The sequence below is a fragment of the Gemmobacter lutimaris genome, from assembly GCF_003570715.1.
Lineage (GTDB): Bacteria > Pseudomonadota > Alphaproteobacteria > Rhodobacterales > Rhodobacteraceae > Gemmobacter > Gemmobacter lutimaris.
This window is the reverse complement of the sequence record NZ_QXXQ01000001.1, coordinates 30,390-47,928: the sequence shown is the minus strand read 5'-3', so window position 1 is coordinate 47,928 and position 17,539 is coordinate 30,390. Positions and strand designations below refer to the sequence as shown.

Genomic DNA, 17,539 nt, shown 5'->3' with positions numbered 1-17,539 from the left:
GTGCAAAACGCGGTGTCAGGTGACGATATACCAGTCGCGGCGGTGGTTCATGGCCAGAATGAAATTGAGGATCAGCGCGCCAAGCGCCGACCAGAGCACCCGTTCGGCGGGCAGGATTGTCAGGGCAATCAGGAAGATGCCAAGATCGAAACCCAGTTGCACCCAGCCCGCACGGATGCCGAACCTGTCTTGCAGGATCAGCGCCACGATGGAAACACCGCCGAGGCTGGAGGCGTGGCGGAACAGGCCCAGCAACCCGACACCGGCGACCACGCCGAACAGGATGGCCGCCGCCGCCGGATGGATGCCGGTCAGCGGCACCCAGCGCACCAGAATGCCCGCCAATAGCGAAACAGCGGTCACTGTGACGAAGCTTTTCACCGCGAAGGCCGGACCGCGGCGCATCCATGCGAAGGCATAGAAGGGCAGGTTGACGGTGAAGAAGGTCGCGCCGAAACCCCAGCCCGTTGCATAGGACAGAAGCAGCGCCACCCCTGCGGTGCCGCCGGTGATCAGGCCCGCCGCGCGCAGCAGATGGATACCCAGCGCCGCCTGGATGGCGGCGGCGGTCAGGCCCTGGGCATCCTCCAGCAGAGAATGATGGGGTGTTGATTTAAGGTCAATAGCCATGACCTAAATATGCTGCAATGCAGCGCCAATGAGGCGCGCGTATTGCGCAAGCCGGATCTGCGCAGGGCGCAGGGCTCAGGCAACAATATAGCGGTCTCGGCGATGGTTGATGGCGATCACCAGATTGACCACCACGGCGCCAAGGAAGCTGAGCGCAACGGTCGGAACATCCCGAAGGCAAAGGGCTATGGCAAAAAGCGCTGCGTCGAATCCCAGTTGCACCCAGCCTGCACGGAACCCCCAGCGATCCTGGATCATCAGGCCAAGGATCCCGATTCCGCCAAGGCTCGCGCCATGGCGGAACAGTGCCAGCAAGGCGGAGCCGGAGGCGAGGCCGAACAGCACCGCCCCGAAAGCCGGATTCAGATGGTCAAAGCCGATCCAGCCGGGCATGACCATGCTCAGCCCCGAGAGGGCGGCGACGGCGACGAAGGTTTTGACCGTGAAGGCCGGGCCCATGCGTAGCCAGCCCAGCAGATAGAAGGGCAGGTTGATCACAAAGAAAACCGGGCCGAAGCCCCAGCCCGTCGCGTAGGAAATCAGGACCGCAAGCCCCGCCGTCTGTCCGGTGACAAGGCCCAGATGCGTCAGGATGACGATGCCGAAAGATGCCATGACGGTGCCATAAGCAATGCCTTGGGCATCTTCGATCAGGGAATGGCGACCCGTGGCAGTCATCTGGTTCCTTCCTCGGGCCTGTTGCCCTTCAGCCACGTCGCGCGGCAGAACGGCCACGGGCGGCATTTTCCTTTGCCCCGACTCGGCCGCATGTGCAAGCAGGGCCACATCCGGCAATTCAGACAGGGAGGGCGGATCATGGCTTACAACGCATACGCCCTTTCGACCGGCGCGAACTCGGCGGCAGAAATCGCCCGAGTTTCGCAGCGAACTCGCGTCCTGGCCCGAGCCTGACCGCAGTTCTCCGGCCTTTACGGCCAACCGTCTGAACCCCTGACCGGACTTCTTTCACAAAGCGCGCGTGACGGGCCATTGGCCGTGATGTCGCACCTCTGTCCGGTCATCTTCCTACCTTCAAGCAGAGGCCGGTTGCGTGATCCGCACCGGGAATCCCATGACCAAAGACGAAAGCCTTCCGGCAATCCATGCCCTGATCCACAGCCTTGGCGCGCGCCGCGTGTTCATCGCTGCCGCGCTGGCGCTGCTGCGCCCCGCGCCCCGGCGGCCACTGGCGGCGCAGTTTCAGGATCTGGACAATCATCTGCGGCGTGACATCGGATTGCCGCCAAAGGCGGCTTCGCCCCCGATGCCGCCGGGGATGCAGCATACCCTGTGGTGAAACGAAAAGGGGCGGCCCGAAGGCCGCCCCGCACCGGCGTCAGCCCGCCAGAGCCTTGTTGAGGTATTCGTCCACCTTTTCGAGGTAGCCCATGGTGGTGAGCCACTTCTGGTCGGGGCCAACCAGCAGCGCCAGATCCTTGGTCATCCAGCCGTCTTCCACAGTCTGCACGCAGACCTTTTCCAGCGTGGTGGCGAAGGTGGCCAGCGCTTCGTTGCCGTCCAGTTTCGCGCGGTGCTTCAGGCCGCCGGTCCAGGCGAAGATCGACGCGATGGAGTTGGTCGAGGTTTCCTTGCCCGCCTGATGCTGCCGGTAGTGACGGGTCACCGTGCCATGCGCCGCTTCCGCCTCGACCGTCTTGCCATCGGGCGTCATCAGCACCGAGGTCATCAGGCCCAGCGAACCGAAGCCCTGCGCCACGGTATCCGACTGCACGTCGCCGTCATAGTTCTTGCAGGCCCAGATATAGCCGCCCGACCATTTCAGCGCCGAAGCCACCATGTCGTCGATCAGGCGGTGTTCGTAATGGATGCCAGCCGCCTTGAACTTGTCTTCAAATTCCTCGGCATAGACCTTGGCGAACAGATCCTTGAAACGGCCGTCATAGGCTTTGAGGATGGTGTTCTTGGTCGAGAGGTAAACCGGCCAGCCCTTCATGAGACCGTAGTTCATCGACGAACGGGCGAAGTCGATGATCGACTGGTCGAGGTTGTACATGCCCATGGCCACACCGGCGGCGGGGGCGTCGAACACGTCACGCTCGATCACGGTGCCGTCTTCGCCGACGAATTTCATCGTGAGCTTCCCCTTACCGGGGAACAGGAAGTCGGTGGCGCGATACTGGTCGCCAAAGGCATGGCGGCCGACGACGATCGGCTGGGTCCAGCCCGGAACCAGACGCGGCACGTTCTTGCAGATGATCGGCTCGCGGAAGATCACGCCGCCGAGGATATTGCGGATGGTGCCGTTCGGCGACTTCCACATTTGCTTGAGGTTGAATTCTTCGACGCGCTGCTCATCCGGGGTGATGGTGGCGCATTTCACCGCCACGCCGACCTCTTTGGTCTTCATCGCGCTGTCGATGGTGATCTGGTCATTGGTGCGGTCACGCTCTTCAATGCCGAGATCATAGTAGAGCAGGTCAACGTCCAGATAGGGCAGGATCAGCTTCTTCTTGATGAAATCCCAGATGATCCGGGTCATTTCATCGCCGTCCATCTCGACGATGGGGTTCGCCACCTTGATCTTGGTCATGCGCCTGGCCTTTTCAGGTTGAGGATTCGGATGCAGGTTGCATAAAGGAAAATGCGCGGCTTGGGAAGCCCGGTATGCAATTGCATACCAAATTCGGCGGAAGGAAGTTTGCGATGCGACGGAACGGGCTGGTGGCTTTTGCACTGGGGATCATGCTGTCCTTGCCTGCGGTTGCGGGCGTGCTGCCAAAGCGTGAGGGCATGGCCGAAGTCTCCCCCGGTCTGTGGGTGGATCTTGCGGCAAAGCCGGAAACCATTGCCCGCATCCGACGCGATATTTCCGGTGCGGAACGGAGTGTCGCCAAGGCTTTGGGCGGCATTATGCGGCCGGAATGGCGGGTCTGCACCACGCGGGCCTGTGACCGGCGCAACGGATATGGCCCGCGCGGCATGACCTATGGCTACAGTATCGTCACCATCACTTCACAAGGCGCAAGATCGGCAGGCGTATTCAGCCATGAACTGACCCATGTCACGCTGCATGCCGCCATTCCGCCGCTGGGTATGCTGACCGGCGCACTGCCGATCTGGATGGATGAGGGGGCGGCTGTTCTGATTTCGGGCGAGCCTGTTCAGGCGGCGGATCCGGCGGCCTGCAAGGGGCGGCAGGTGCCGCTGCCGCGCAATCACCGCGAATTTTCCCGGCGATCCGGGGTGAAGGGCGAGGGGGCGCTGGCGCTTTATGTTGCCTCTACCTGCGCGGTGCGCGGTTGGCTGGCGCAGGGTAACACCCTGCGCGACATGCTGCCGCAGTTGCAACAGAAGGGCCGTTTACCCTGATCAGGTGCCGAAGAACGGCGCGGCCTGTGCGCGGACCCAAGGCCAGAGCGTCGGAGCCCCCCGCGCGATCTTCACGCCCACGCGGGTCTCAAGCTGTTCGGCGGTCACCCTATAGGTGATCCAAGTCCCGCCGCCCGACATCAGGTTGGCCATCACCGGCTGCACCCGGTCAAGGCTTTTTGCAAAGACGGCATCGGGGCTTTCGGTGGCCTCGAATTCTTCCCACAGCGCCCGAAGGCTTGCGCCGGTGGGGGCAGGCAGCAGACCGAACAGCCGGTCCGCAGCGGCGGCCTCGGCCGCCTGAGTCTGGGTCGAGCCATGGGCCTTGCCATCCGCCGAATGGATCGGCACATCGCCCACGTCGATTTCCACCAGATCGTGCAGGATCAGCATGCGCATCACCCGTGCGACATCGACGCCCGGCGCCGCCTGATCGGCCAGCAGCAGGGCGTAAAGCGCCAGATGCCAGCTGTGTTCGCCCGAGGTTTCGCAGCGCGAGCCATCGACCAGCGTGGTGGCGCGGGTTACCGATTTCAGCCGGTCCGCCTCGGCCAGAAAGGCCAGCCGAGCATCCAGGTCGGGGCCTGCGGTGCCCGGCCCACCCGCCAGAAGGTCAACCGCATGGGTGTAAAACTCCGGCCATTCCTGCCGGAACCGCGCGGCGCGGCCAGTGGCAAGGTTGTCGCGCACCACATCCAGATGATCGGCGGGCGGGCAGGGCGACATCAGCACCTGCATCAGCGGCTGCGCGTGATCCAGCCGCTTGGCCAGACGCGCGGCCGGGGTTTCACCTGCCTCGAATTCCTTCCACAGCGCACGCAAGGGCGCGGCCAGATCGGCGGGCGCAAGCGCGAAGATCCGGTCGGCCGCCGCCGCCTCGGCCTGTGCAACCTGATCGGGATTGTCGATCAGGTGAATGGGATGATCGCCGCAATAGACCTCGGGCAGATCATGCAGCACCAACATGGCCAGAGCGCGGTCAAGCTCGGGCAGGCCATCGCCCAGCACCAGCGCCCAAAGCGCCAGATGCCAGCTGTGTTCGGCGCTGTTCTCGGCCCGGCTGCCATCCATCAGCACATTGGCGCGCTCTACCGATTTCAGCGCGTCGGCGGCATTCAGGAAGGTGAATTGTTCGGTCAGGCGTTCGGTCATTTGTGCAAATACCGTCCTGCAAGTCGGCAACCGAAAGCAATGGCCAGACCGGCCAGCGCAACGGGCCATGCCAACCCCAGTGGGGTCTCGCCCGCACAGAGACGGGGCATGGCTTCCACCGCCAGATAGCAGACCAGCAGAAGCCAAAGCACCGGCAAGACCGCAGCAGACCGAAGCTGCAGCCAGACCGGCGCCAGAAAGGGGAAGAACAGGCCCAGCACCAGCAGGCCCCCTGCAAGCCCGAAGCCGATCACCCCGTGACCGGCGGCGCAGCGCGTGGACGCCCCCCACCATGCGATAACGATCAGCAGCGCCAGACCTGTGCTGACGATCTGGGCGTAAAGCAGGCCGCGCGGCACGTCCCGCCCTGTCACTCGGCGGGGCCTTTGCGGAAGGCGCCGATGCGGCGGTTGAGGTACTCGCGCGCCCGGCGTTCGGCCAGACGCACGCGCATCGCGGTCATGAATGCCTCCTCCATCGAAGGCGAGACGGTGGCGAGCATCTTGGCGACATCGAGATAGAAGCGTTCCTGGTCCATCTCGTCCTGCGCCGCCAGAACGTCGCGGGCCAATGCGTCGGCAAGATCCTCGGTCACGCCCATGTCAGCGGCTGCCTTCCCCCAGACGGCGGGTCACATAGCTGGACACCGTGTCGATCATCGGCTTCATATGCGCCTCTTCATTGCTGAAGAAGTGATCGGCGCCTTCCACCTGTTCATGGGTGATGGTGATGCCCTTCTGCTCGTGCAGCTTGTTCACGAGGCTCACGGTATCTTTCGGCGGTGCCACGCGGTCGGCGGTGCCGTTGATGATGAGACCCGAGGACGGGCAGGGCGCGAGGAAGCTGAAATCATACATGTTCGCCGGCGGCGCCACGCTGATGAAGCCAGTGATTTCCGGCCGCCGCATCAGAAGCTGCATGCCGATCCAGGCGCCGAAGCTGAAGCCAGCGACCCAGCAATGCTTGGCGTTCTGGTTCATGCTTTGCAGGTAATCCAGCGCCGAGGCGGCATCCGACAATTCGCCAATGCCCTGATCATATTCGCCCTGGCTGCGCCCCACGCCGCGGAAGTTGAACCGCAGCACGGTGAAGCCCATGTTGTAGAAGGCGTAATGGAGGTTATACACCACTTTGTTGTTCATCGTGCCGCCGAATTGCGGATGCGGATGCAAGACGATGGCAATCGGGGCGTCGCGTTCCTTTTGCGGGTGGTAACGGCCTTCAAGACGGCCTTCCGGGCCGGCAAAGATCACTTCGGGCATTTCGTCGCCTTTACTGTCGTCCGCCCTTCGGAGATTGCGCAATCCGGGCGGTTCCATTAAGTCCCGTCGGGCAGGGCCCCGGGGGTTCAGGTGAGTTAAGCGCCCCTGCCGGTGGCGTCAATGGATTTGGGGGAAGCGGGCGATGAAACTGTCGACGAAAGGCCGCTATGCCATGGTGGCTCTGGCCGATCTGGCGCTGGCGAAACCCGAGGATCTGGTGTCGCTGGCCGAGATTTCGAAGCGTCAGGATATTTCGCTGCCCTATCTGGAACAGCTTTTCGTCAAGCTGCGCCGCGCCGGTCTGGTGGAGGCGGTGCGCGGGCCGGGCGGCGGCTACCGCCTGTCGCGCAGCCCCGCCGAGATCCGCGTGTCCGAGGTGATGGAGGCGGTCGAGGAAACCGTGAACGCCATGCATACCGGGGCGGGGGCCTCGGGCGGTGTGTCGGGATCGCGGGCGCAGTCGCTGACCAACCGGCTGTGGGAGGGGCTTTCGGCGCATGTCTATGTGTTCCTGCACCAGACCCGCCTGTCGGATGTGATCCGCAACGAGATGCGCCCTTGTCCTGCCGTGCCCGCGATCTTCCGCGTGGTCGATGAAGACTGAATGACCGAAAGCCAGCCTGTCATGCGCGAGCGCCTTTACCTGTTCGACACCACCCTGCGCGATGGCCAGCAGACGCAGGGTGTGCAATTCTCGCTGCCGGAAAAGCAGCAGATCGCCCGCGCGCTGGATGCGCTGGGGGTGGATTACATCGAGGGCGGCTGGCCCGGCGCCAACCCGACTGACAGCGATTTCTTCCGCGACCGGCCACAAACCCGCGCCACCTTCACCGCCTTCGGCATGACGAAACGCGTGGGCCGCTCGGCCGAGAATGACGATGTGCTGGCCGCCGTGCTGGATGCGGAAACGCCTGCGGTCTGTCTGGTCGGCAAGACCCATGATTTCCATGTCACCACGGCGCTTGGCATCACCCTGCCCGAGAATGTGGAGAATATCCGCGCCTCCATCGCGCATGTGGTGGCGAAGGGGCGGGAGGCGCTGTTTGATGCCGAACATTTCTTCGACGGCTACAAGGCGAACCCGGATTATGCGCTGAACTGTCTGAAGGCTGCCTTCGGGGCGGGTGCGCGCTGGATCGTGCTTTGCGATACCAACGGCGGCACGCTGCCCGAGGAAGTGGGCACCATCACCCGCGCCGTGATCGCCGCTGGCATTCCGGGCGACCGGCTGGGCATCCATTGCCATGACGACACCGGCAATGCGGTGGCCAATTCTCTGGCCGCCGTGCTGGCGGGCGCGCGGCAGGTGCAGGGCACGCTGAACGGCCTGGGCGAGCGGTGCGGGAATGCCAACCTCACCACGCTGATCCCGACGCTGATGCTGAAGGCGCCGTTCCGTGAGACGCTGGAGACCGGCGTCAGCGACGCGGCACTGTCGGGGCTGGTCAAGACCTCGCGCATGCTTGACGACATCCTGAACCGGGTGCCTCTGCGTAGTGCCCCCTATGTCGGGGCTTCGGCCTTCGCACACAAGGCGGGGCTGCATGCCAGCGCCATCGTCAAAGACCCCACGACCTACGAACATATCGACCCTGCGCTGGTAGGGAACGAGCGGCTGATCCCGATGTCCAATCAGGCCGGGCAATCGAACCTGCGCGCCCGGCTGGCGGCGGCGGGGATCGAGGTCGCGCCGAATGACCCGCGCCTTGCCCTGATCCTTGACAAGATCAAGACCCGCGAGGACGAAGGCTACGCCTATGACGGCGCGCAGGCGAGTTTCGAGCTGCTGGCGCGGCGCGAGCTGGGCCTCTGCCCGGAATTCTTCGAGGTGAAGCGCTACCGCGTGACGGTCGAGCGGCGGAAGAACAAATACGACCGCATGGTTTCCCTGTCCGAGGCGGTAGTAGTGGTGAAGATCGACGGTCGCAAGATGCTGTCGGTTTCGGAAAGCATGGATGAGGCTGGCACCGACCGTGGCCCGGTCAACGCGCTTTACAAGGCGCTGGCCAAGGATCTTGGGCCATATCAGGCCTGTATCGATGATATGAAACTGGTGGATTTCAAAGTCCGCATCACCCAAGGCGGCACCGAGGCGGTTACCCGCGTGATCATCGACAGCGAGGATGGCCAGGGCCGTCGCTGGTCTACCGTGGGTGTCAGCCCAAATATCGTGGATGCGAGCTTCGAGGCGCTGCTTGATGCGATCCAGTGGAAGCTGATCCGCGATCAGGGCGCCGCATGAGCGAGGCCTGCGCCGAAATCGTGCAGCGCACCGACCCGGAGCGTTTTGCCGCGCTGATGGCGGCGCCGGTGATCGACCGCCCGGCGCTGGCTGTGCTTTACGCCTTCAACGCCGAGGTCGCGCGCGCACCCTGGGCCAGCAAGGAGCCGATGATCGCCGAAATGCGCCTGCAATGGTGGCGCGATGCGATCACGGCCGCGGCAGCAGGCGGCGGGCAACCACATGAGGTCATGACCCCGCTGGGAAAGCTGATCCGGGACAAAGGCTTGCCGGTCGAAGCTTTGGACGGGATGGTCGCGGCACGTCAATGGGATGTCTGGCGCGAGCCGCATGCCGATGCTGCCGCGCTGTGGCGGTATCTTGAGGAAACCGGTGGGGCGTTGCTGTGGCTCGCGGCGAAAGCTCTGGGCGCGCCTGACAGCGCGGAAGCCGCAGCACGCGGCTTGGGCAGCGCTCAGGCCCTGGCCAATTACCTGCGTGCTGTGCCACAGCTTGAAACGCTGGGCCGTATTCCGCTGGTTGACGGGACGCCTGCTGGCGTCGCGGCGCTGGCCCGTGAAGGGCTTGCCCGCCTCCACAGAGTGCGCGGCCCCATCCCGCGCAGTGCGGCGCTGGCCGCCTTCCTGACGCGGCCGGTTCTTGCGCTTGCCGCGGAGGAACCCGCACGGGTGGCAGATGGCACCCTCGATCTGTCAGAGTTCACCCGCCGTAAACGCCTTCTTTGGCAGAGCCTTACCGGGCGTTTCTAACTTCCGGCGGCAAGCTTGCGGCGCTGTCGGATGCCTCCGGCGGGAGTATTTTTTCAAGAAGCAAGACCGGATGAGCCTTGCTTCTTGCCCAAATACTCAAATCTCAACCGGGCAGCTTGTCATGCAGAAAGGACAGGGCGACTTGCAGCCCGTCGGGGGCAATGCCGTGACCAGTGCCTTTCATGACATGGCCATAGACCTCGAACCCGGCTGAAACCAGCGCGTCCCCGGCGCGGCCCATATCCTCGAACGGCACGACCTCGTCGGCATCGCCGTGGATCAGCAGGATTGGCGGCTTCACCTGCGCTTCAGCGCCGAGCAGTTCCGGCACCAGCAGGCGGCCCGAGAAGCCGACGACGCCCGCCATGGCGCTGTCGCGGCGTGGAGCCAGATGCAGGCTCATCATCGTGCCTTGCGAAAATCCAACCAGGGCAAGGGCTTCGATACCGATCTTCTCTTCCGCCAGCTTCGCGTCGATGAAAGAATTCAGCTTTTCAAGCGAGACGGCCATAGAGGCCTGCGCCGCTTCTTCCGAAGATCCGTCCAGCCACGGGATCGGGAACCACTGATAGCCGAAAGGGTTGCCGACGCAGGGTTCGGGAGCGTTGGGGCTGTAGAACACCGTATCGGGCAGATGCGGCGCCAGCGGGTCGGCGAGGCCCAGCAGGTCATCGCCATCGGCGCCGTAGCCGTGCACGAAGATCACCATGGATTTCGCGGTGCCGGATTGCGGCGCCTTGCGTTTCGATTGCAGCATCATCTGATCCCTTCGCGGTCCTTTGCCACACGGTAGTAGGCCCAGAGCAGCCGCGCCGCAACCGCCCGCCACGGTGACCAGTCGGCGGCGATCACGCGCATCTCACGTTCATTGGGGCGCTTTTCGAGATTGAAAAGCAGCCGCGCCGCCTCCTGCAAGGCGAGGTCGTTATGAGCGAAGACATCGGCGCGGCCGAGGCTGAACATGGCGTAGATTTCAGCGGTCCACCGACCAATCCCCGGCAGTTCAACAAGTTGCGTGATGATCCTGTCATCCGGCATCGCCCGCAGTGCCGGGAAATCCAGCCCCGAATCCGCCAGTGCCCGCGCATAGCGCAGTTTCGGGCGGGAGAGGCCGCAGCCGCGCAGGTCTTCGTCGCTGGCCGCCTGGACCGCCTCAGGGCTGGTGAAGCCCGCCGCCTCCATCCGGCCCCAGATGGCGCGGGCGGAGGCGACCGAAACCTGCTGGCTGACGATGGCGGACAGGAGTTCGGCAAAACCCTCGGGGCGGCGGCGCAGCGGCAGGTCGCCGGTCAGCGCATGCGCTTCGGCGAATCTGCGGTCATGGCGGCCCAGCCAGTCCATGCCTTCGGCAATATCTGCCGGTCCCTCGATGATGCGTCCGACCATGGTTCCCCCGATTTGCCGCAGGTTAGGGGCGCGCTTGCCCCTTGCGCAAGGGCACGCGGGCGGATTAGCTGCCGCCATGAGCGCGACATCCCTTCCGAATGACAGCATCGCCCGCCGCAACATGTGGGTTCTCGTGGCCGCACAGGCGGTTCTGGGCGCCCAGATGCCGGTGATCTTCACCATCGGCGGGCTGGCGGGCAGCCAGCTTGCGGGCAACCCGTGCTGGGCCACCTTGCCGATCTCGCTGACCGTCATCGGCTCGATGCTCTGGGCACAGCCGCTGTCGGCGGTGATGCAGCGCTGGGGGCGGCGTGTCGGTTTCGTTCTGGGCGCGCTGGCCGGGGCGGCCGGGGCGGCGGTGGCTGCCTATGGGCTGTATATCGGGTCTTTCGCGGTGTTTTCGGCGGCGAGCCTGCTGACTGGCGGCTATATGTCGGCGCAAGGCTTCTACCGTTTCGCGGCCGCCGATGCAGCGTCAGAGGCGTTCCGGCCCAAGGCGATTTCCGGGGTGATGGCGGGGGGGCTGGCCTCGGCCATCTTCGGGCCGCAGCTGGTGAAGCTGACCTCGCAGGCCATGGTCGTGCCGTTCCTTGGCAGCTATCTGACGGTGATCGCACTGAACCTCGCAGGGCTGTTCCTGTTCGGGGCGCTGAAAAGCACCCGTCCGGCGGTGCGCGGGACCTGGGCAGCAGCGGGACGCACACGGCGCGAGCTGCTGCGCGATCCGGCGATTATCGTCGCCATGGTCTGCGCCACCGTCAGCTATGCGCTGATGAACCTCGTGATGACCTCTTCGCCGCTGGCGGTGGTGGGCTGCGGATTCGAAACCTCGGATGCGGCGAATATCGTGTCTGCCCATGTGCTTGCGATGTATGCGCCGTCTTTCGTGACCGGCCATATCATTGCGCGCCTCGGAGTAGAGAAGGTGATTGCACTTGGCCTGCTGATCCTTGCCGGGTCGGGGGCAGTGGCCATGTCCGGGATGAACCTTGAGAATTTCTATATCGCGCTGATCCTGCTGGGGATCGGCTGGAACTTCGGTTTCATCGGCGCCACCAGCATGTTGGCGGGGCATCATACTGCGGCAGAGCGCGGCACCATGCAGGGGCTGAACGATTTCGTGGTTTTCGGTGGTGTGTCGATGGCCTCGTTCGCCTCGGGCGGGTTGATGAATTGCTCGGGCGGATCGGTGCAGGCGGGCTGGTCGGCGGTGAACATGGCGATGCTGCCCTTCCTCGTTCTGGCCGGTGGTGCGCTGATCTGGTTCGCGCTGCGCCCGAAAGAGACGCGCTGACCCGGACATCTGCCGCTTTCGTCATCACGACGTTACAGGGCCCTGCCAGAACCATGCCCGACACTATGGGGCTTGCCTGTCGCCGGACGCGATATATAGTTTCCACTGTCGGGGCGGACTCCCCGCCCTGACTGCCGGGACGGCAGGCGGGACGAAGGCGGAGTCTATGAATGGACGGTGATTTCAGAACCAGTTTCGTGCGGGAACCTGCGGCACTGCGGCATTTTCCGGCGCTTGTGCTGAATGCGGATTACCGCCCGCTGTCGTATTACCCGCTCAGCCTCTGGCCCTGGCAGGAAACCATCAAGGCGGTTTGTCTGGACCGGGTGCAGATCCTCGCCGAATATGATGCGGTGGTGCACAGTCAGAGGGCCGAGTTCCGCATACCCTCGGTCGTGGTGCTGAAAGAATTCGTCAAACCCCAGAAGCGCGTGGCCTTCACGCGCTTCAATCTTTTTCTGAGGGACGAATTCAAGTGTCAGTATTGCGGATCGAAGGGCGATCTGACGTTTGACCATGTGGTGCCGCGCTCTAAGGGCGGCATCACAAGTTGGGAAAATGTGGTGGCCGCCTGTTCGCCCTGCAATCTGAAGAAGGGCAACAAGACCCTGCGGCAGGTCGGCATGCGCCTGATGCGCAAACCTGTGCCGCCTTCGGCCGAGGAAATGCAGGCCCATGGCCGCCGCTTCCCGCCGAACCATCTGCATGAAAGCTGGATGGATTATCTTTACTGGGATGCCGAACTGGAGGCCTGAGCGGCTTCTCACGGTGAAACCCTTGTGCCGCCATGAACGGGTTTTCTGCGCACGGCGCGTCCATCACAGGGGTCGCGGGACAGGTCTGCCAAGACCGCTCAGCTGCCGATTTGTGCAGCAGGGCCTCGCCGTTCGATACTCCGGTCAAGGCTCCGGATCACGCGATCAACGGGCAGCGAGATGTCGCCCGCGATGCCCAAACCCTCACGTTTGAAGTCTTCCAGAACGTTCAGCAGCCGCAATCGACGGTCATCTTTGTGAATCCAACATGTGACTTCTCGCCGTGGGACTGCGAGCGGTTCATAAGAATCAACAAGTTACGGCCAGTATTGTGTTTTTTGTTCTGCGCTCTACACCGTCACAGCATTCCGCTTTCCCGCAGCGAGTGCTAGACTTGTGGATACGAAGCGGCTAAAAGGCGGATCGTTAGCGCTAACATTCTTGCGGTGCAACTGCCGCAAAGCTGCGAGGAGAGGCCCATGGTTTCACGCGTTATCCCGGTCGAAACATTCGATCTCGTGATTTTCGGGGCGACCGGCGATCTGGCCCGTCGCAAGATCCTTCCCGGTCTCTATCGCCGTTATCTGGCAGGTCAGGTGCCCCCTGACAGCCGGATCATCGGCGCGGCGCGATCCGCGATGGACAAGGCCGGGTTTCAGGCCTTGGTGCGCGAGGCGATCGAGGAATTCGTCGCGGCTGACAAGCGCGATCCGGCTGCCATTGCCGACTTCACGGACCGGCTGGATTACGTCGCCATTGATGCCAAGGGCCAGGAAGGCTGGCCCGCCTTGGCCGCCATGATGCGGCAGGGCGCGGTGCGGGCTTTCTATTTCTCGGTGGCGCCCTCGCTGTTTGGCGATCTGGCCGAACGACTGCATCTGCATGGCATTGCGGATGTCGATAGCCGCATCGTGGTGGAAAAACCCTTTGGCCGCGATCTTGCCACCGCCCGAGCACTGAATGACACGCTGGCCACGCATTTCGCCGAACACCAGATTTATCGCATCGACCATTACCTCGGGAAAGAGACGGTGCAGAACCTGATGGCGGTGCGTTTCGCCAATATCCTGTTCGAGCCGTTGTGGAACAGCCAGTTCATCGACCATGTGCAGATCACTGTCGCCGAAACCGTCGGGGTCGAGGGGCGCGGCGCTTACTACGACAAGTCGGGCGCGATGCGTGACATGGTGCAGAACCACATGATGCAGCTTCTGTGCCTGATCGCAATGGAACCGCCGTTCCACTTTGACCCTGATACTGTGCGCGATGAAAAGTTGAAGGTTATCCGTGCCTTGCAACCTGTTCCTGCCGAAGACATCGTGCGTGGTCAATATCTGGCCACCGCCGGGGCGCCGGGCTATCTGGCCGATGCGGAAAACCCGGACAGCCGGACCGAAAGCTATATCGCGCTGAAGGTGCATGTGGCGAACTGGCGTTGGAAGGGCACGCCTTTCTATCTGCGCACCGGCAAGAAGCTGCGCGCACGCGCCTCTGAAATCGCCATCACCTTCAAGGAACCGCCGCATTCCATTTTCGATGACGCCTCGGGCTGGCGCGAGAATGTGCTGGTGATCCGGCTGCAACCGAACGAGGGCATGAACCTCAAGGTGATGATCAAAGAGCCCGGTCCGGGCGGCATGCGCCTGACGCAGGTGCCCTTGGACATGAGCTTTACAGAGGCTTTCGGCGATGAGGGTACAGATATGCCAGACGCCTATGAACGGCTGATCATGGATGTGATCCGCGGCAACCAGACCCTGTTCATGCGCGGCGACGAAGTCGAGGCCGCCTGGGCCTGGACCGACCCGATCATTCAGGGCTGGGAGGCGCGCGGCGACCGGCCGAAAGGCTATGACGCGGGATCCTCGGGGCCGGAAGATGCGTTGATGCTGATGCACCGCGACGGGCGGCGCTGGCGGGAGATCAAGGCATGAATTTCGTCGAATACCCGGACCGCGAGCTGATGATGCTTGCACTGGCCGACAAGCTGGCCGGCGAATTGGCGGATTTTCTGCGCCGCGAGGGCCGCGCTTCGTTCTGCGTGCCGGGTGGCACGACACCGGGTCCGATTTTCGACACGCTGTCGGGCGTCGATCTGGATTGGGACAAGGTGTCGGTTTTTCTCAATGACGAACGCTGGGTGCCCGAGGACAGCCCGCGTTCGAACACGCGGTTGTTGCGGGAAAGGTTGTTGCGTGGAAAGGCTTTGCACGCCAATCTTGTACCGCTTTATCAACCTGCGCCGCAGCCCGAGGATGTGCTGGCCGATCTGGAGGCGCAGCTTGCGCCGCATCTGCCGATCTCGGTTCTGCTGTTGGGCATGGGGGCGGATATGCACACGGCCAGCCTGTTCCCCGGTGCGGACCGTCTGGCCGAAGCGCTGGCCCCCGACGCACCGATCCTGATGGCCCTGCGGGCTGAAGCGGCGGGTGAGTCGCGCATGACCCTCACAGCACCTGTGCTAGAAGGGGCGATGAACATCCACATCCTGATCACAGGCGCGGAAAAGCGCGCTGCGATCGAACGCGCCGAGGGGCTGGAGCCTCTTGAGGCTCCGGTCGCGGCAGTGTTGAAGAATGCGACCGTCCATTGGGCCGAATGACCCGGCGGATGCAGCCAAGAGGATCTATTGATGACCACGAAATTTGACGCGCTTCTGGCCCACCGCGCCCGCACTGCCGCGACCACGATCAGCGATTTGATGTTGGCTGCACCCGACCGGGCGCAGACGTATTCCGCGCGGCTTGGCGAAATGCTGTTTGATTTCTCGAAAACGCAGATTGACGCGGAAGCTCTTGATCTTCTGATCAAACTCACCGAAGGAGCAGGGGTTGCCGACCGGCGCGAGGCGATGTTCTCGGGGGCGAAGATCAACGAGACCGAGGGCCGCGCCGTGCTGCATACCGCGCTGCGCAACCTCTCTGGCAGCGTTATGTTTGAGGGGCAGGATGTCATGCCCGAGGTCCGCGCCATCCATGCCCGCTGCGAGGCTTTTGCCCGCGATGTGCGCGAAGGCCGCTTCACCGGCCAGGGCGGGCGCATTACCGATGTGGTGAATATCGGCATCGGCGGTTCGGACCTTGGCCCGGCCATGGCCTGCCTTGCACTGTCGCCCTATGCCGACGGGCCGCGCTGCCATTTTGTCTCGAATGTCGATGGCGCGCATATCACGGACACGCTGAAGCACCTTAATCCCGAAACCACGCTGGTCATTGTCGCCTCCAAGACCTTTACCACCATTGAAACCATGACCAACGCCAACACGGCGAAGGCATGGATGGCGGAAAAGGTGGCCAACCCGGCCGCACAATTTGCCGCGGTTTCGACAGCGGGTGATAAAACCGCCGCCTATGGCATTGATTCTGAGCGTGTTTTTGGATTTGAGGATTGGGTTGGCGGCCGCTATTCCATGTGGGGGCCGATCGGACTGTCGCTGATGATCGCCATCGGACCCGAGGATTTTGCCGAATTCCTGCGTGGTGGCGCCGATATGGACAAGCACTTCCGCGAGGCACCCTTTGCCGAAAACCTGCCGGTTCTTCTGGCCTTGGTCGGCATCTGGCACAACCAGATCTGCGGCCATGCCACCCGCGCCGTTCTGCCCTATGATCAGCGTCTTGGCCGTCTGCCAGCCTATCTGCAACAGCTTGAGATGGAATCGAATGGCAAGAGGGTCAGCATGGATGGTGTTGATCTGCCTTACGAATCCGGCCCGGTGGTCTGGGGCGAGCCGGGCACCAACGGCCAGCACGCCTTCTACCAACTGATCCATCAGGGCACCCGCGTCGTGCCTTGTGAATTCATCGTCGCACGCGAAGGGCATGAACCCGCCTTGGCGCATCAGCACCTGCTGCTCGTCGCCAATTGCCTTGCGCAATCCGAGGCACTGATGCGTGGTCGCAGTCTGGATGAGGCGCGCGCGATCATGGCGAAGAAGGGTCTGACCGGGGCCGAACTGGAACGACAGGCCCGCCACCGCGTCTTTCCGGGTAACCGGCCGTCCACCACCTTGGCGATCCCGAAGCTCACCCCCTTCACACTGGGCCAGATCATCGCGCTTTACGAACACCGGGTGTTCGTCGAGGGGGTAATTCTGGGCATCAACAGCTATGATCAATGGGGGGTCGAGCTGGGCAAGGAACTTGCCCTTGCGCTGCAACCGATCCTTGAGGGGCGCGAAAGTGCCGCGGGCAAGGACAGTTCCACCCGCCAACTGGTCGCCTATCTGCGTGGTTGAAAAAGGGGGCCGATGGCCCCCTTTCCATTACTTCAGCGCGGCGGTCACGATGACCTCGACCCGATATTCCGGCGCGGCCAGCTTTGCCTCGCCCGTCGCACGGGCGGGTGTGTGGCCCTGCGGCACCCAGCTATCCCAGACCGCGTTCATTTCTGCGAAATCCGCCATGTCGGCCAGCCAGATCTGGGTGGACAGGATACGGGTCTTGTCAGTGCCGGCCTCGGCCAGAATGCGGTCCACCTCGGCCAGGCAGGTGCGGGTCTGGTCTGCCACGCTGTCGCCGGGGTTGCCGACCTGACCGGCCAGCCAGACGATTCCGTTGTAGCAGACGCCTTCGCTCATCCGGGCGCCGGTGCCGATGCGTTTGATGTCGGTGTTCATGCGTGCCTCCTGTGGGATCTACCCCGTCGTGCTAGCCTTTGCCTTGCGGAAAGGAAAGCCCGCTTCGGGGGCGGCTGTCCGGGGCGCAACAGGCGGATATCTGCTCAGCGCAAATCCTCGC

At 63.4% G+C, this 17,539-nt stretch carries 20 protein-coding genes; 10 read left to right on the top strand and 10 right to left on the bottom strand.

What is annotated here, in order from left to right; genetic code table 11:
- Positions 1-15 precede the first annotated feature (15 nt).
- Positions 16-630 (bottom strand): YitT family protein, encoded by a 615-nt coding sequence (locus tag D2N39_RS00245; protein ID WP_119132742.1) that lies wholly within the window; start codon positions 628-630, stop codon positions 16-18.
- A 75-nt stretch (positions 631-705) separates the two neighbouring features.
- The gene (locus D2N39_RS00240) at positions 706-1,308 is read right to left on the bottom strand and encodes a YitT family protein (protein ID WP_119132741.1); all 603 of its coding nucleotides are present in this window, start codon (positions 1,306-1,308) and stop codon (positions 706-708) included.
- A gap of 394 nt (positions 1,309-1,702) precedes the next feature.
- Between D2N39_RS00240 and D2N39_RS00235 the strand changes: the two genes are divergently transcribed.
- Entirely contained in the window at positions 1,703-1,927 is a 225-nt protein-coding gene (locus D2N39_RS00235; RefSeq protein WP_147373420.1) for a hypothetical protein, read from the top strand.
- Positions 1,928-1,966: 39 nt separating this feature from the next.
- Here D2N39_RS00235 and D2N39_RS00230 read toward each other — a convergent pair whose 3' ends face one another.
- Positions 1,967-3,181, bottom strand: a complete 1,215-nt coding sequence (locus D2N39_RS00230) for an NADP-dependent isocitrate dehydrogenase (protein ID WP_119132737.1) — start codon at positions 3,179-3,181, stop codon at positions 1,967-1,969.
- Positions 3,182-3,294: 113 nt separating this feature from the next.
- On the opposite strand from D2N39_RS00230, the gene D2N39_RS00225 reads away from it, so the two are divergent.
- The gene (locus tag D2N39_RS00225) at positions 3,295-3,960 is read left to right on the top strand and encodes a hypothetical protein (protein WP_147373418.1); all 666 of its coding nucleotides are present in this window, start codon (positions 3,295-3,297) and stop codon (positions 3,958-3,960) included.
- Here D2N39_RS00225 and D2N39_RS00220 read toward each other — a convergent pair whose 3' ends face one another.
- The 4 genes from D2N39_RS00220 to D2N39_RS00205 are packed head-to-tail and all read right to left on the bottom strand — an operon-like array spanning position 3,961 to position 6,374.
- The gene (locus tag D2N39_RS00220; RefSeq protein WP_119132734.1) at positions 3,961-5,112 is read right to left on the bottom strand and encodes an HD domain-containing protein; all 1,152 of its coding nucleotides are present in this window, start codon (positions 5,110-5,112) and stop codon (positions 3,961-3,963) included.
- On the bottom strand, positions 5,109-5,486 hold the full coding sequence (locus D2N39_RS00215) for a hypothetical protein (protein ID WP_119132733.1): 378 nt from the start codon (positions 5,484-5,486) through the stop codon (positions 5,109-5,111). Before D2N39_RS00215 ends, D2N39_RS00220 begins: the two co-directional genes overlap by 4 nt.
- The gene (locus D2N39_RS00210) at positions 5,483-5,713 is read right to left on the bottom strand and encodes a hypothetical protein (RefSeq protein WP_119132731.1); all 231 of its coding nucleotides are present in this window, start codon (positions 5,711-5,713) and stop codon (positions 5,483-5,485) included. The genes D2N39_RS00215 and D2N39_RS00210 overlap by 4 nt, the downstream gene beginning before the upstream one ends.
- 1 nt (position 5,714) lies before the next feature.
- Positions 5,715-6,374: an alpha/beta hydrolase gene (locus tag D2N39_RS00205; protein WP_119132729.1), complete on the bottom strand. Its 660-nt coding sequence runs from the start codon at positions 6,372-6,374 to the stop codon at positions 5,715-5,717.
- 142 nt (positions 6,375-6,516) lie between these two features.
- Between D2N39_RS00205 and iscR the strand changes: the two genes are divergently transcribed.
- Genes iscR through D2N39_RS00190 form a run of 3 tightly spaced genes read left to right on the top strand, consistent with a single transcriptional unit; the run spans position 6,517 to position 9,365 of the window.
- Positions 6,517-6,978 (top strand): Fe-S cluster assembly transcriptional regulator IscR, encoded by a 462-nt coding sequence (gene iscR, locus D2N39_RS00200; RefSeq protein WP_119132727.1) that lies wholly within the window; start codon positions 6,517-6,519, stop codon positions 6,976-6,978.
- Positions 6,979-8,616 carry a citramalate synthase gene (gene cimA / locus D2N39_RS00195; RefSeq protein ID WP_119132726.1) on the top strand — a complete coding sequence of 546 codons (1,638 nt, stop codon included), beginning with the start codon at positions 6,979-6,981 and terminating at the stop codon, positions 8,614-8,616.
- A complete protein-coding gene (locus D2N39_RS00190) occupies positions 8,613-9,365 on the top strand; it encodes a squalene/phytoene synthase family protein (RefSeq protein ID WP_119132725.1) in 753 nt (250 codons plus the stop codon). The genes cimA and D2N39_RS00190 overlap by 4 nt, the downstream gene beginning before the upstream one ends.
- Positions 9,366-9,468: 103 nt before the next feature.
- On the opposite strand, the gene D2N39_RS00185 is transcribed toward D2N39_RS00190, so the two are convergent.
- Positions 9,469-10,125 (bottom strand): alpha/beta hydrolase, encoded by a 657-nt coding sequence (locus D2N39_RS00185; protein ID WP_119132723.1) that lies wholly within the window; start codon positions 10,123-10,125, stop codon positions 9,469-9,471.
- The gene (locus D2N39_RS00180) at positions 10,122-10,751 is read right to left on the bottom strand and encodes a DNA-3-methyladenine glycosylase family protein (protein WP_119132721.1); all 630 of its coding nucleotides are present in this window, start codon (positions 10,749-10,751) and stop codon (positions 10,122-10,124) included. The genes D2N39_RS00185 and D2N39_RS00180 overlap by 4 nt, the downstream gene beginning before the upstream one ends.
- A gap of 76 nt (positions 10,752-10,827) precedes the next feature.
- On the opposite strand from D2N39_RS00180, the gene D2N39_RS00175 reads away from it, so the two are divergent.
- The 5 genes from D2N39_RS00175 to pgi all read left to right on the top strand — a co-directional run bounded on the left by D2N39_RS00175 (position 10,828) and on the right by pgi (position 17,037).
- Entirely contained in the window at positions 10,828-12,045 is a 1,218-nt protein-coding gene (locus tag D2N39_RS00175; RefSeq protein WP_119132719.1) for an MFS transporter, read from the top strand.
- Between the two features lie 170 nt (positions 12,046-12,215).
- A complete protein-coding gene (locus tag D2N39_RS00170; RefSeq protein ID WP_119132717.1) occupies positions 12,216-12,800 on the top strand; it encodes an HNH endonuclease in 585 nt (194 codons plus the stop codon).
- 479 nt (positions 12,801-13,279) lie between these two features.
- A complete protein-coding gene (zwf, locus tag D2N39_RS00160) occupies positions 13,280-14,734 on the top strand; it encodes a glucose-6-phosphate dehydrogenase (protein WP_119132715.1) in 1,455 nt (484 codons plus the stop codon).
- Positions 14,731-15,402 carry a 6-phosphogluconolactonase gene (pgl, locus tag D2N39_RS00155; protein ID WP_119132713.1) on the top strand — a complete coding sequence of 224 codons (672 nt, stop codon included), beginning with the start codon at positions 14,731-14,733 and terminating at the stop codon, positions 15,400-15,402. Before zwf ends, pgl begins: the two co-directional genes overlap by 4 nt.
- A gap of 30 nt (positions 15,403-15,432) precedes the next feature.
- Entirely contained in the window at positions 15,433-17,037 is a 1,605-nt protein-coding gene (gene pgi / locus D2N39_RS00150; protein ID WP_119132712.1) for a glucose-6-phosphate isomerase, read from the top strand.
- A gap of 27 nt (positions 17,038-17,064) precedes the next feature.
- Here the strand turns inward: pgi and D2N39_RS00145 are convergent, their stop codons facing one another.
- Positions 17,065-17,418, bottom strand: a complete 354-nt coding sequence (locus D2N39_RS00145; protein ID WP_054303617.1) for a RidA family protein — start codon at positions 17,416-17,418, stop codon at positions 17,065-17,067.
- Between the last annotated feature and the right edge of the window lie 121 nt (positions 17,419-17,539).

Coding starts and splice junctions, on each gene's coding strand:
- D2N39_RS00185 (WP_119132723.1), bottom strand. CDS start 10,125: ATGATGCTGCAATCGAAACGCAAGGCGCCGCAATCCGGCACCGCGAAA.
- zwf (WP_119132715.1), top strand. CDS start 13,280: ATGGTTTCACGCGTTATCCCGGTCGAAACATTCGATCTCGTGATTTTC.
- D2N39_RS00210 (WP_119132731.1), bottom strand. CDS start 5,713: ATGGGCGTGACCGAGGATCTTGCCGACGCATTGGCCCGCGACGTTCTG.
- D2N39_RS00145 (WP_054303617.1), bottom strand. CDS start 17,418: ATGAACACCGACATCAAACGCATCGGCACCGGCGCCCGGATGAGCGAA.
- D2N39_RS00175 (WP_119132719.1), top strand. CDS start 10,828: ATGAGCGCGACATCCCTTCCGAATGACAGCATCGCCCGCCGCAACATG.
- cimA (WP_119132726.1), top strand. CDS start 6,979: ATGACCGAAAGCCAGCCTGTCATGCGCGAGCGCCTTTACCTGTTCGAC.
- D2N39_RS00240 (WP_119132741.1), bottom strand. CDS start 1,308: ATGACTGCCACGGGTCGCCATTCCCTGATCGAAGATGCCCAAGGCATT.
- iscR (WP_119132727.1), top strand. CDS start 6,517: ATGAAACTGTCGACGAAAGGCCGCTATGCCATGGTGGCTCTGGCCGAT.
- pgi (WP_119132712.1), top strand. CDS start 15,433: ATGACCACGAAATTTGACGCGCTTCTGGCCCACCGCGCCCGCACTGCC.
- D2N39_RS00230 (WP_119132737.1), bottom strand. CDS start 3,181: ATGACCAAGATCAAGGTGGCGAACCCCATCGTCGAGATGGACGGCGAT.
- D2N39_RS00225 (WP_147373418.1), top strand. CDS start 3,295: ATGCGACGGAACGGGCTGGTGGCTTTTGCACTGGGGATCATGCTGTCC.
- D2N39_RS00245 (WP_119132742.1), bottom strand. CDS start 630: ATGGCTATTGACCTTAAATCAACACCCCATCATTCTCTGCTGGAGGAT.
- D2N39_RS00180 (WP_119132721.1), bottom strand. CDS start 10,751: ATGGTCGGACGCATCATCGAGGGACCGGCAGATATTGCCGAAGGCATG.
- D2N39_RS00190 (WP_119132725.1), top strand. CDS start 8,613: ATGAGCGAGGCCTGCGCCGAAATCGTGCAGCGCACCGACCCGGAGCGT.
- pgl (WP_119132713.1), top strand. CDS start 14,731: ATGAATTTCGTCGAATACCCGGACCGCGAGCTGATGATGCTTGCACTG.
- D2N39_RS00170 (WP_119132717.1), top strand. CDS start 12,216: ATGGACGGTGATTTCAGAACCAGTTTCGTGCGGGAACCTGCGGCACTG.
- D2N39_RS00235 (WP_147373420.1), top strand. CDS start 1,703: ATGACCAAAGACGAAAGCCTTCCGGCAATCCATGCCCTGATCCACAGC.
- D2N39_RS00220 (WP_119132734.1), bottom strand. CDS start 5,112: ATGACCGAACGCCTGACCGAACAATTCACCTTCCTGAATGCCGCCGAC.
- D2N39_RS00205 (WP_119132729.1), bottom strand. CDS start 6,374: ATGCCCGAAGTGATCTTTGCCGGCCCGGAAGGCCGTCTTGAAGGCCGT.